We start from the raw sequence: 12,292 nt of genomic DNA, 5'->3' as shown, positions 1-12,292 counted from the left end.
TTATGAAGGAGGAGCGGCCGGGCTTACTGCCGCACGATGCGGCGCGTGAGCGTGCCTTCCGTCGTGGTGGCTTTCAGCACATAGACCCCGGTGGCCAGCTGGCTTAGGTCTAGTTCGCGGGCGGTGGCCGTGGCGGCGAGCGTGCTGGTGAGCACCTCCTGGCCGAGGGCATTCAGTACCACCAGACGGGCCCGGGAATGGGGGCCGGCCATCGTGATGGTGAGGTGGCCCGTGGTCGGATTCGGGTAGGCCGTCAGTTCCACGCCCGCCAGCCCGGCACGGGTGGCGGTCACCGTGATGGTGAGCGGGGCGGAAGGCAGCGATGCGCAGCCATTGGCGCCCGTCACCATCACGGTATAGCTGCCATTCTGCGTGGCGGTGTAGGTGGCGTTCGTGGCGCCGGCAATGGCCACCCCGTTCAGGTAGAACTGGTACGTGGCGCCAGCTACTGGCGAAACGGAGAGCACCGCCCCGCTGGCCGTGAGCGTGGGCTGCGCGGGCAGCGCGTTGATGGTGAGCGTGGCCGTGGCCGAAACCGCCGCGCAGCCCCCGCTGGCGGCCACCGTATTGGTCACGGTGTAGGTCCCGGGCGTCGAGGCCGACAGGTTGATGGCACCCGTTGCGGCGTTCACGCTCAGGCCGGTAGCGGCCGTGAACGTGCCCGCTGCGCTGCCCGTGGCCAAGGTAGCGGCAGTGGTTCCGGTGGCGCAGTAGCTGCTGTTGGCGTAGCTAAACGTGGCCACGGCCGGGGCCGTGATGGTCACGCTGGCCGTCCCCGTGCTCGGGCACGGGCCGCCCACGCTGTAGGTCACCGTGTACGTGCCGGCCGTGCTTGCGCTCGGGGTAATGGCTCCCGTGCTTGCGTTCAGGCTCAGCCCGCTCGGGGCCGCAAACGTACCGCCCGCCGTTCCGGTCACCGTCGGCGTCGTCACCAGCGAATTGCTGCGGCAGAAGCTGGCCGCCGGGTACGTGAAGGTGGCCGTGGTAGCTGGATTCACGGTAACCGTGGTGGCCGCCGAAGTAGCCGCGCAGCCGCTGGCGTTGGTCACCGTCACGGCGTAGCTGCCCGCAGCCGTGGCCGTGTAGCTGGCGGCCGTCGCCCCGCTGATGGGCTGCCCGTTGTTGAGGAATTGATAGGTGAGGCCGGCCCCGGCCGGAGCCGTGAGCAGCACCGAGCCCCCGGCGCAGAAGGTTGTGGCCCCGCCCGCCGTGAGGCTCGCCACCGGCGCGGCGTTAATGGTGACCGTAGCGGTGGCCGATACCGCCGAGCAGGCCCCCGAAGCGGCAATGGTATTGGTCACGGTGTAGGTTCCGGGCTGGCTTTGCATCAAATCAATCGCCCCGGTTGATAGATTGACGCTCAGCCCGGCGGGAGCCGCACTGAAGGTGCCCGCGCTGCCGCCGCCCGAGAACGTGGGCAGAGCCGCCGTGGCCGCCCCGGCGCAGTAGCCCGTGGCACTGGCGTAGGCGAAAGTGGCCACCGGGGCCGTCGTAAGGGTCACGCTGACGGTGCTACTGGCCGGACAGGAGCCGGCCACGCTGTACGTCACGGCATAGGTACCGGCCGTGCTGGTTTGCAGGTTAATGGTCCCGGTGGCCGGGTCAATAACCAAACCCGCCGGGGCCGAGAACGTGCCGCCGGCCGCGCCCGAAACCGTGGGCGTGGGGTTGGCCGCCGTGGGGCAGAACGTCGTGCCCCCCGCGTAAGCAAACGCTGCGCTGGGGGTAGCCGTGATGGTCACCGAAGCCGTGGTGCTGCCGGGGCAGGGCGTGCCCGCCACGTAGGTTACGGTGTAGGTGCCGGGCTGGCTCTGGCCCAGGTTCAGCACGCCCGTGGTGGGGCTGATGCTCAGCCCCGTACCCGAGGCCGAGAAGCTGCCGCCGCTAATGGACACCGTGGGGCTGGCCGTGCCCGCGCCCTGGCAGAAGCTGGCCGCCGCGTAGCTGAGCGTGGGCGTGGCAATGGGGTTGACCGTAACCGAAGTAGCCGCCGACGTAGCCGAGCAAACGCCCGCGTTGGTGATGACCACGCTGTAGGAGCCGCTGGCCGAGGCTACGAACGTGGCGCTGGTCGCGCCGCTAATGGGCTGGCCGTTGTTCAAAAACTGGTAGGTGCTGCCCGCGCCCCCGCCGTTGGCAGTAAGCGTTACGCTGCCGCCCTGGCAAAAAGTCGTGGGCCCGCTGGCGGCCAGGCTGGCCACCGGCACTGTGCTGATGCTCACCTGCGTCGTGGCCGCAGCACTTGGGCAGCCGCCCGTGGCAGCTACGGTGTTGGTCACGGTGTAGGTACCGGGCTGGCTTTGGGCCAAATCAATGGCCCCGGTGCCGGCATTGAGCACCAGCCCCGCCGTGGAGGTGAACGTGCCGGCCGAGGCGCCGCTGGCCAGCGTCGGCGTGGGGTTGGTGCCGCCCACGCAGTACGTGGCCGCGCCGTAGCTGAACGTGGCCACGGCCGGAGCCGTGACGGTTACGCTGACCGTAGCCGTGCTCGGGCAGGGGCCGCCCACGCTGTACGTGACGGTGTAGGTACCCGGCGTGCTGGCCGCCAGGTTGATGGCACCGGTGCTGGCGTTGCCGCTCAGGCCCGCAGGAGCCGACGAGAAAGCGCCGCCCATCGTGCCCGTAATGGTGGGCGTGGGCGTGGTGCCGCTGTTCTGGCAATACGCCGCCGCGCTGTAGGAGAAGGTGGCCACCGTTTGCGGGTTCACCGTCACGGTCGTCGGGGCCGAGGTGCTGGCACAGCCCCCCGGATTGGTGATGACCACGCTGTAGCTGCCGCCCGCCGTGGCCGTGTACGTAGCACTGGTAGCACCGGCCACGGGCTGGCCGTTGTTCAGAAACTGGTAGGTGGCGCCGGCGGCCCCGCCGCTGGCGGTGAGCACAACGCTGCCGCCCTGGCAGAAGGTGGTGGCCCCGCCGGCTGCCAACGTGGCCACGGGCTGCGCCGTGAGCACCACGGAGGTGGTGGCCGAAACGGCCGCGCAGCCATTGGCAGCGGCCACGGTGTTGGTCACGGTGTAGCTGCCGGGCTGGCTCTGACTCAGGTCGATGGCCCCGGTGCCGGCATTCAAACTCAGGCCCGCAGGGGTGGCCGAGTAGGTGCCGGCCGTGGCCCCTGTGGCGGCCGTGGGCGTGAGGGTGCCCGCCGTACCGGCGCAGCGGCTGCCACCCGCGTAGCTAAAGCCCGCCGTCGGGGCGACCGTAATGGTGATGCTGGCCGTGGCGGTGCCGGGGCAGCTCCCGCCGCTGGTATAGGCCACCGTATAGGTGCCGGGCTGACTCTGCGCCAGGTTAATGGCGCCCGTGTTGGTGTTCAGGCTGAGCCCCGTGGTGGAAGAGAAGGTGCCGCCCGTGGGCGTGACCGTGGCGGTGGGGTTGGTCGCGCCGCTTTGGCAGTAGCTGGCGGCCGGGTAACTAATCGTGGCCACGGTGGGCGGGGTCACGGTCACCGTCACGGCGTTGGACGTGGCCGAGCAGGTGGCCGGGTTGTCGACCACCACGGTGTAGGTGCCGCTGGTCGTGGCCGAGTAGGTTGAGTTGGTGGCGCCGGGAATCTGGTTACCGTCCTTCAAAAACTGGTACGTGTAGTTGGCCGCGCCGCTACCCGTGACGTTGGCCGAGAGCAGCACTGAGCCACCCTGGCAAAAGGTCGTGGGCGTGTTCGTGCTCAGGTTCACCACGTTCTGCGGCTGCACCTGAATTTGAATGGAAGCGGAAACCGCCGAGCACCCGGCCGCGTCGGTCACCCGCACGGAGTAGCTGGCGCTGTTCGTGATGAGGGCCGAGTACACCTGGCTCGTGGCCCCGGCGATGTTGATGCCGTTGCGCAGAAACTGGTAGGTGAAGTTGCCGCTCGGGCCCGCCACCAGGTAAATGGTGCCCTGCTGGCAAAACCGCGTCGGCCCCTGCGAGTTGATGGTGGCCGTGGGCGGCTGGTTCACCGTCACCGTGGCCACCGTGGAGGTCACCGGAGCGTTGGCCCCGTTCTGCACCACGGCCCGGAAGCTGGTGGTGGTTTGCAGGTTGGAAAAGGTATAGGTCGGGGCGGTGTTGGCGATGTCCACGTAGCCGCTGCCGCTGTTGGCCTGGTACTTCACGATGGAACCCGTGTAGCCCGTCAACGTCAGGGTGCCGGAGTTGAAGCCGGAGCACACCGTGCTGGTGGCCGGGCTCAGCGTGCCGCCATCGGGGCCCGGGCTTTGGGCGTAGGCGCCGGGGGCCAGGCCCATAAGCAGGAACAGCAGTAATACTTGCCCCCAGCGGAACCAGGGGCTGTGGGCCGTGGCCAGGCCCGGCGGAACAGTACGTACAAGTGGACGCATGGGGAAAAAGAATAGAAATGGAACAGCCTGCCCCACCAGGGGCGGTTGCGTCCACAAGGCTACTCTGCCAACATGATGCGAACATGATAACCCGCCACCGCGCGGCTACCTAATAGCCGAAGGGGCCGGAAACGTGAGCAGAAACGAAGTACCCAGTCCCTCAATGGAGTTCACGTCAATTTCCACGCCGTGCAGCTCGGCAATGGTGCGGGCAATGGACAGCCCCAGCCCGTAGCTGTCCGGGTCGGTGGTCGCACCCTTATCGAATCGGTGAAACAAGTGCGGCAGCTGCGCCTTGGCAATGCCCTGGCCCGTGTCGCGCACCTCCAGCACGTAGCCCGCCCCGGCCGGCGCGGGCCGGCCCAGCACATAGATAAGCCCGCCCTCGCGGTTGTACTTAATGGCGTTGCTCACCAGGTTGAATACGAGGGTGAAGAGCAGGCCCCGGTTGGAGTGAGTCACCACGAAATCGGGCTCCACCACGTACGTCAGCGCGATGTGCATTACCTCCAGTCGGTCCTGCACTTCCTCGCACACCTCGGCCACCAGCCCGGCCAGCGACACGGTATCGGTGCGCACAAACTGGTCGTTTTCAATTTTCGATATCATGAGCAAGGACTTAATGATGTTGCGCAGCCGGTGCACGGTGCGCTGCGACTCCACCACCCGCATCAGGTTTTCGTCCGACAGGCCTTCGTCGGCCAGCATGTTATCGAAGCGGTACTGCAGGGCGGCCAGCGGCGTCAGCAGCTCGTGCGAGGCGTCGGCAATAAACTTGCGCTCCTTGGTGAAGGAGGCCTGGATGGTGCTCATCATCTCGCGCAGGCTCTCGTCGAGGTAGCGGAAGTCGTCGGTGCTGGTTTCGATGGGGTCGAAGACGAAGGCCGGCGGGTAGTGGCTGTTTTTGAGCCGCTGGCGGATGATGGTGTAGAACGGGGCCAGCAGGTAGCGGAAAAAAGCCAGGTCGGCCAGCGTGGTCAGGGCCACGGCCACCAGCAGCATGTAAAAAGCGTAGCGGCGAAAGTTGCGCTCCGTCTCGCCGATGCTGCCCGTGCTGCGCCCGATTTCGAGCAGGTAGTTCTGCCTGCCCTGCGCGAAGGAATAGCTCAGCACCCGGTACTCCACAATCTCATCCTCCACGGCCCGCTTCGAGTCCTCGATGACGTCGATTTTCGGTCCCGGCACGATGGCTTCCAGGGAAATAAATTCCTCCTTGAGCAGGTTGTAGCTGCCGTAGGACGACTGCCCGCTTTCGATGAAATCCGAGATGCCGTTGCGGCGAATCAGGCGCAGCACCTTTTCCTTTTTCTGGCCCAGCCGTTGGTCGGTGCTCAGCAGCGCCAGCCGGCTCATCACCAGCGGCAGCACCCCCACCAGCAGCAGCAGGATGGCCACGCGGGACAGGGCGTTGAACAGGGAGAATTTGGTGCTGAGCTTCAAGCGGGAGGTGGTAAGCAGGTAAAAAGAACGTCATGCCTCATCTGGCGTTCGCGGAGTCGAAGCATCTCTACTGCACAAGTAATTAAATTAGTATTGAGGTAGAGATGCTTCGACTCCGCTCAGCATGACGTGCTGGTTTGCAGTGTTTGTTATCAAAACGCACGCCTCACAGCCGCACGCGGTAGCCCAGGCCGCGCACGGTTTCGAGCCATTCCGTCTCGGCGTGCTGGCCCAGCTTTTTGCGCAGGTTTTTGATGTGGGCGTCAATATAGTTGGAGTCAAACCCCGCTTCGGAGAGGTTGCCCCAGATATGCTCGGTGAGCTGCAAGCGCGTGAGCACTCGGTTTTTGTTGAGCACCAGGTAGCTCAGCACGTCGTATTCCTTCACCGACAGGCTCACCTCCTGGCCCGCGTGCAGGAGGCGGCGGTTTTGCAGGTCGAGGGAGAACGCGCCCACCGGCACCGTGGGCTTGTGCAGCCCAAAGCGGCGGCGCGTGATGGCGTGCATCCGGGCCAGCAGCTCGGGCAGCGAAAAGGGCTTGGCCAGGTAGTCGTCGGCCCCCAGCTCCAGCCCGCCGATGCGGTCCTGCACTGCGCCGCGGGCCGTGAGGATGATGACGGCCGCCGTCAGCTCGTTCTGCTTGGCTTCGGCCAGCACGTCGAGACCGTCACCGTCGGGCAGGCCCAGGTCCAGCAGCACGAAATCAAAGGGCGTATCGGCCAGCTGCGCCCGCGCCTCGGCGGCGGTGCGCGCCACGGTGCAGGCAAAATTCTGGTTGTGCAGAAAGATGCCCAGCTCGCGGGCCAGGGTGCGCTCATCTTCGACGATTAAAACAGTCATGCGCGGCGCAGAATTAAGAGGCTATAGATTCAGCGACAAGCTGCTGGTGAAGTAGGAGCGCGCCCCCGACACGTCGTCGGGCAGTAGGTTCACGGGCATGGCGTAGCGCCACGCCACCTGCACCGACACCGCGCCCAGCGAGTAGGTCACGGGCAGGCGCAGCTCGTAGTTGAGCACCTGGAGGCGGGTGGTCGTTACAGTAGTGGTGCCGTTTTTGCCCCGGCCGGGACCTTTGCTGTTGCCGCGCCCGATTTGCTGCTTCAAACTGGTTTCGGCGAAGCGCTGCGTACCAGCCGTCACGCTCACGCGGGGCTCGATGGCCAGGTAGCCCCTGGGCGTAAATACCTGCTCAAACTCGAAATTGCGGGAGTTGTCGAGCACGAGGAACAAGTCGTTGGTGTCGCCGAACAGGTAAGCCGCGTTCAGCCGCGAGTACACGTAGCCCCAGTCCCAGCCCAGGTATCCATCAAACGAGTTGTTGACGCTGGACTTCACCAGCGGGCTGTTGGCCGCGAACAGAAAGCGCGAGTAGCTCACCGAAGCGTCCACTTTCTTGGACAGGTCGAAGTCCCAACCAGCCGACAGGTCCGTTTCGTCCACGAAGCTGCTGGTGCCGAATATATCATAGCTCACGGCCGAGCCCCAGACGCCGAACCGGCTTTTGTAGGTCAGCTCGCCGGCCAGGTAGGGGTAGCGGGTGGTTTGGGTACGCCCAAAAAACGAGGAGTTGCTGCCGTAGCTGAGCGCGGCCGTGAAGCCGCCATGCCGGGCCGCGCTGTCGGCGCCCACGGCCGGGCTGCCCGTGGGCTGGCCGCTGCCCACAGCCTGCCCGGCGGCCGGCCGGCTGCCCAGCAGCCACCCCATCAACAAGAGCAGGCCCAGCCACCGGACGGGAGAAGTAATAACAGTCATAGCAAACGATTCAGCAGCCATTAGTGGCCCCGGCCCCGGCCGGCCCCTGTGGCACGCCCACCCCCGGCCCCGGCCCCGCCGGCCCCCCGCGCCCCGCGCCCGCCCTCGCTGGCGCGGCTGCCCCGGGCGCTGCGCTCCGGCCGGGCCGAACGGGCCGTGGCCGGCGCATCGGGCGCTTCCACGGCTTCCCCGTTCTCATCCACCCGCTGCGGCTTGCTTTTGCGCTCGGTCTGCGGCACCGCTTTCACGGGGGGCTCCGAGGAGTTTTGCGGCGTAGTTTGCGCCGTGGGCCGCTCGCCCTGGTCCGGGGCCACTAGCGACCCGGAGGGCAGCAGGGCGACGGCCGGGGCCGGCCGCGCCGTTTGGGCATGGGCAGTAGTAGTGCCCAGCCCGAGCAAGCCCAGGCAGACGATGGCAACGAAAGGGTTCATGGCAACAGTAAGTAACAGATATACAGAAACCCAAGTGGCTACCAGCGGCCATTGGGTGGGCGGTAACCAACAGAGCCGGCCGCGTTTCTGAAAGGTTCAGAATCGCGGCCGACCCGGCAGGCAAGTTCAGCAATTAATGCTTGCCGTGGTGCCCGCCGCCCATCGAATGGCCGCCGCCCTGGTGGCCGCTGCCGGCCGGCCGGCCGCCGTGGCCGCGTTCGCCGCCCCGGGCGCTGCGGGCGTTGCCCATGTCGTGGTCTACGCCGTGGCCGCCGCGGGCAACACTGCTGATGGCCGCGCCCTTGTCGGCACCGGTGAGGGTGGTGGACTTGGCAAAGGCGCTCACGTTCTGGCCGTGGTTGGCAGGCTTGCCAGCCTGGTCGCCGGTGCGGTCGTCATCGTCGCCGTGCTGCTTGGTTTTAGCTTCTTTGCGGCGCTCCTTGGCGGCTTTGTCGGCGCGGCGGGTGGAGGCCCCTGCTTTATCCCCATCGTGGTCAGCATCGTGGTCGTCATCGTCGCCGTGCTGCTTGATTTTGGCTTCTTTCCGGTGCTCCTTGTCGGCACGGCGGGCATCGGCGGCGGCGGTGGTGGGGGCTTGCGCCAGGGTGACCATGGAGTAGCCCAGGGCCAGGATGGAAAACAGTGCTTTTTTCATGACGGTTGGGGGTTGAATCGTTAAAGAATGAGACAAACCTACCAGCCCAACATGATGCGAAAATGATAAGCCACCACGGCCGGCACCTGGCCAACGGGAAAGCAGCGCGAGACGCGCCACAGCCCCCGTTTTAGCGATTGACGCCCCGCGCCTGCCAGCGGCCCGCCGCCCAGCTAAGCTGCGTAACGGAGCCAAAGTCCACATTTACCTGAAACGCGTTGGCCAGCGGCAGGCCCAGCACGTGGGCCAGTAGGGCCCGCACCACCCCGCCGTGGGTCACCACGAAGGCCGTGTTCAACCCCGGCCGCGCCACCAGCTCCTCCAGAAAGGCCACCGCCCGCGCCTGCAGCTGCCCGTAGGTTTCGCCACCGGGCGGGGCCGTGTGCACATAGTCGGCCATCCACGGGTTGAGCTCGGCGGGCGGCAGCGCGTCCCAGGGTTGGTTTTCCCAGGTGCCGAAGTGCAGCTCCCGCAGACGCTCGTCCCATTCGGGGGCCGGGCCGAACTGTTGGGCCAGGGCCTGGCAGCGGCTGGAAGGGCTACTGTAAACGCAGTCGGCCCCGGCCGCCGGCAGCTTGGCGCGCACTGCTACCGCCTCGGCGGCAAAGGTGTCGGCCAGGGCCACGTCGTGGTGGCCGTAGCAGTGGCCGGCGACGGCCACCGCCGTGTGGCGAAGCAGGTAAATTTCCATGCGCGGAGAGGGGATGTGCCGGAGCCGGGTCGTTCGGACCTTTAGGGCCGTTAAATAAAAATTTACCCTACCCCATGATTTTTCAATCAGTTATCAAACAGCTATTTGCGAGTAAACAGTACCTTCTGCCGCCTGTTTGAAGGGGTTATAGGCTAAAACGGGGCGGGCCGACCTTTGTGGTTCCAACACCTCAACGGCCTTCCCGCCCCGTGAAGCAAGGCCTCATCGCCAAAATTACGACCGTTTTACAGTACGTGCCCCTGGTGGGCAATCTTCGGCCAGTATCAGGTCAACATCCTGCTCGTGACCGTGGGCTGCGGCGCGTGGCACGTGCCGCTCTACTCGGAACTGCTCAATAATCGCAGCGGCAACTCCAACGCGGCCCAGCGCATTGCCGTGCTCGAAGTCTGCGTGGCGGTGCTGGGCCGCGAGCGCATTGGCCTGGTGCTGGGGGACCGCGAGTTTGTCGGCCGTATCTGGCTCAAATAACTTAAAGACAGCGGGTTGAATTTCGTCATGTGCTTACCCAAATACCACCTGTTGACCGAGCAGAGCGGCCGCCGTCGCGCCATTGCGGACCCGGGGATGGCCGTGGGGCAGGTGCGCCGCTTTGCCCACGTGCAAGTCGATGGCGTGGGGGGCAAGTCTGAGTCAAGGCCCTGGCTGAAGGGGCGTTTCTCTTTCTCTTTGGCACGGCCGGCCTGAGCTCGCTGGGGCAGTTCTACGCGAAGCGCTGGACGATAGGGCAGTGCTTTCAGAACCTGAAAGGCAGGAAATTTAACCTGGAAAACAGCCACTTGCGCTCGCACGACAAGCTGCGCAAACTTGTCGCGCTGGTCAGCCTGGCCTATGCTTTTTGCCTGAGCGTGGGCTAGGCCGCGGACCGGCGGACGCCAGTGGCGCACAAGAACCACGGCTATCGGGCTACGAGCCTGAGCCGCCACGGCCTGAATATCGTGCGCCAACTCACCCGCTCCGCCACCGATGCCCGAACCAAGCTGGCCCGAATAGTCGAAGCCTTATTGGACTGGCTTATCAGACAAGTTACTCACTATCAAATACCTGTAAAAATCGTGGGGTAGAGCAGTAAAAAGGGAGTCTCCGTTTAAGCAGTCGTTCAAAAGTAAACGGGTTGTCAGTTGCTCGTTGTTAGTTGTCAGTCAGACGATTGTCATCCTACCAACAACTGATAACTAATGACTAACAACTTAGGACAAGAAATACTAATTGCGCCGGCCGAAAATGAAGCAGCCCATGAAATACCGAGTACTTCATGGGCTGCTTGCCGCCGGGAAGTGGCAGCCCGCAACCTGAAGTTGCGGAATAAAGAGCCAAAGTTAAGGCAGGTTGTGCTTGCAAAGCAATTGGTTACGCGAGCCATAATTTTTTTTGATGGCGAAAAGACTGACAAAAAGTGCGTCGTTTAGCCCGTTAGGTCGAAAATAAAGTTTGAGAAAAGCGGTGCGGAAAAAAAGTAACATTACCGATACATTACTGGGCGTAACAATGCCGTATTTTTGCATCGTGCTTCAACCAAAAAACCCGTTGATGAAGCGCGGGACCCTGCTCGGCAGGGCCCCGCGAGAGGACCAGAAGGTCTTCGCCACCGTCGGTTTTCCCGATTTTGCCGCTGGCATTTCCGTTGTTTTTTCTGGTTATTGCCCCGCCACCGTTTCGGATTTCGAAACGGTTTTTTTATGCCCCTTGGGTTCGTCGGCTGCCGCCCCGCAGCCAATTCCTATATAAAAGCATCGAAAGCAGCTAGTCTTGCACCTATAGAAACACCCTTTGGTTATCCATTTGCCCCCGGCCACCTCACTTGATGGCAGTTTTCGGCACACGCTACTATTTTCCCCAACTCCGGTATGGCACGTAAAGACCTGCTCGACATCGCATCCCTTCACCGTGAGGAAATCGAGCTCCTGCTCGACCAAACCACTTCCTTTAAGGAGCTGTTTGCCACGCGCTCGGTGAACAAAGTCCCTGCCCTCGAGGGGAAGTCCGTGCTCATGCTTTTCTATGAGGACAGTACCCGGACGCATTCCTCCTTCGAGGTCGCCGCCAAACGCCTCTCCGCCGATGTGACGAATTTCGACATCGCCCACTCCTCCATCACCAAGGGCGAGTCGGTTCGCGAGACGGTCGAGACGCTCCAGGCCATGCGCACCGACTACATCGTTGTCCGCCATGGTCGGTCCGGCCTGCCCGGCCTGATTGCCCGCCAAACCACGGCGTCGGTCATCAACGCCGGCGACGGGGCGCACGAGCACCCAACCCAGGCCCTGCTGGACGCCTTCACCATCAAGGAAAAATTTCCCGACCCCAGGGGCAAAAAAGTCCTCATCATCGGTGATATTCTTCACTCCCGCGTCGCACGCTCTACCAGCACCCTGCTGCAAAAGCTGGGCGTCGAGGTCGCTTACCTCGGCCCGGGGTCGCTGGTGCCCAAGTATGGCCCGGCAACCATCCGCCGCTTCACCGACTATCAGGCGGCCATGGCCTGGTCGCCCGATGTCGTGTACCTGCTCCGCGTGCAGATGGAGCGCCAGGACGTGCAGTTTTTTCCCAGCCTCCGGGAATACCACCGGCTCTACGGCATCACCAACGACCGGCTGGCGGAAATCCGCCAACGCGGCCTCTACATCATGCACCCCGGCCCCGTGAACCGGGGGGTCGAGCTGTGTGACGCCGTCATGGACTATGAGCGCAGCCTTATCACCAACCAGGTCGAAAACGGTATCGTCATTCGCATGGCCGTGCTCGACTGGCTCACGCCGGGTGGGGAAGCTCCGAGGGCAGAACCGACTTTCGGGCGGTCTTCTGAACGTCATGCTCATCTGGCGTCCGCTTGTCGAAGCATCTCTACCGCGTAACTAATCCTTTCGATTGAGTTTACTACTGCGGTAGAGATGCTTCGACAAGCGGACGCCAGATGAGCATGACCGTTCAATGGACTTTATAAACAGCTTTTGCATCTCCAATAGCCAGGACCTCCCAACA

At 64.2% G+C, this 12,292-nt stretch carries 9 protein-coding genes; 2 read left to right on the top strand and 7 right to left on the bottom strand.

Translation table 11 applies throughout. The features are described from left to right. Positions 1-23: 23 nt before the first annotated feature. The 7 genes from ABD819_RS06745 to cobC form a co-directional block, all read right to left on the bottom strand. Positions 24-4,322 carry a T9SS type A sorting domain-containing protein gene (locus tag ABD819_RS06745; RefSeq protein ID WP_345122365.1) on the bottom strand — a complete coding sequence of 1,433 codons (4,299 nt, stop codon included), beginning with the start codon at positions 4,320-4,322 and terminating at the stop codon, positions 24-26. 105 nt (positions 4,323-4,427) lie between these two features. Next, entirely contained in the window at positions 4,428-5,762 is a 1,335-nt protein-coding gene (locus ABD819_RS06740) for a sensor histidine kinase (RefSeq protein ID WP_345122363.1), read from the bottom strand. A 166-nt stretch (positions 5,763-5,928) separates the two neighbouring features. Then, complete coding sequence (locus ABD819_RS06735; protein WP_345122361.1) at positions 5,929-6,603, bottom strand: response regulator transcription factor; 675 nt, start codon at positions 6,601-6,603, stop codon at positions 5,929-5,931. A 21-nt stretch (positions 6,604-6,624) separates the two neighbouring features. Continuing rightward, positions 6,625-7,515: a hypothetical protein gene (locus ABD819_RS06730; RefSeq protein ID WP_345122359.1), complete on the bottom strand. Its 891-nt coding sequence runs from the start codon at positions 7,513-7,515 to the stop codon at positions 6,625-6,627. A 20-nt stretch (positions 7,516-7,535) separates the two neighbouring features. Further along, positions 7,536-7,946 carry a hypothetical protein gene (locus ABD819_RS06725; protein ID WP_345122357.1) on the bottom strand — a complete coding sequence of 137 codons (411 nt, stop codon included), beginning with the start codon at positions 7,944-7,946 and terminating at the stop codon, positions 7,536-7,538. 133 nt (positions 7,947-8,079) lie between these two features. After that, positions 8,080-8,601, bottom strand: coding sequence for a hypothetical protein (locus ABD819_RS06720; RefSeq protein WP_345122355.1), 522 nt, complete (start codon positions 8,599-8,601; stop codon positions 8,080-8,082). A gap of 130 nt (positions 8,602-8,731) precedes the next feature. Next, complete coding sequence (cobC, locus tag ABD819_RS06715) at positions 8,732-9,292, bottom strand: alpha-ribazole phosphatase (protein ID WP_345122353.1); 561 nt, start codon at positions 9,290-9,292, stop codon at positions 8,732-8,734. A 303-nt stretch (positions 9,293-9,595) separates the two neighbouring features. On the opposite strand from cobC, the gene ABD819_RS06710 reads away from it, so the two are divergent. Further along, positions 9,596-9,781, top strand: coding sequence for a hypothetical protein (locus tag ABD819_RS06710; RefSeq protein WP_345122351.1), 186 nt, complete (start codon positions 9,596-9,598; stop codon positions 9,779-9,781). A gap of 1,376 nt (positions 9,782-11,157) precedes the next feature. After that, entirely contained in the window at positions 11,158-12,165 is a 1,008-nt protein-coding gene (locus tag ABD819_RS06705; protein ID WP_345122349.1) for an aspartate carbamoyltransferase catalytic subunit, read from the top strand. Positions 12,166-12,292: the final 127 nt, after the last annotated feature.

It is taken from the genome of Hymenobacter antarcticus (assembly GCF_039539545.1).
GTDB lineage: Bacteria > Bacteroidota > Bacteroidia > Cytophagales > Hymenobacteraceae > Hymenobacter > Hymenobacter antarcticus.
The sequence above is the reverse complement of the archived record's forward strand: the minus strand, read 5'-3'. Positions and strand labels throughout refer to the sequence as shown.

What these genes read in the sequence shown, in the direction of transcription:
- ABD819_RS06745 (WP_345122365.1), bottom strand. Translation starts at nt 4,322, where the DNA reads ATGCGTCCACTTGTACGTACTGTTCCGCCGGGCCTGGCCACGGCCCAC.
- ABD819_RS06705 (WP_345122349.1), top strand. Translation starts at nt 11,158, where the DNA reads ATGGCACGTAAAGACCTGCTCGACATCGCATCCCTTCACCGTGAGGAA.
- ABD819_RS06735 (WP_345122361.1), bottom strand. Translation starts at nt 6,603, where the DNA reads ATGACTGTTTTAATCGTCGAAGATGAGCGCACCCTGGCCCGCGAGCTG.
- ABD819_RS06720 (WP_345122355.1), bottom strand. Translation starts at nt 8,601, where the DNA reads ATGAAAAAAGCACTGTTTTCCATCCTGGCCCTGGGCTACTCCATGGTC.
- ABD819_RS06725 (WP_345122357.1), bottom strand. Translation starts at nt 7,946, where the DNA reads ATGAACCCTTTCGTTGCCATCGTCTGCCTGGGCTTGCTCGGGCTGGGC.
- ABD819_RS06730 (WP_345122359.1), bottom strand. Translation starts at nt 7,515, where the DNA reads ATGACTGTTATTACTTCTCCCGTCCGGTGGCTGGGCCTGCTCTTGTTG.
- cobC (WP_345122353.1), bottom strand. Translation starts at nt 9,292, where the DNA reads ATGGAAATTTACCTGCTTCGCCACACGGCGGTGGCCGTCGCCGGCCAC.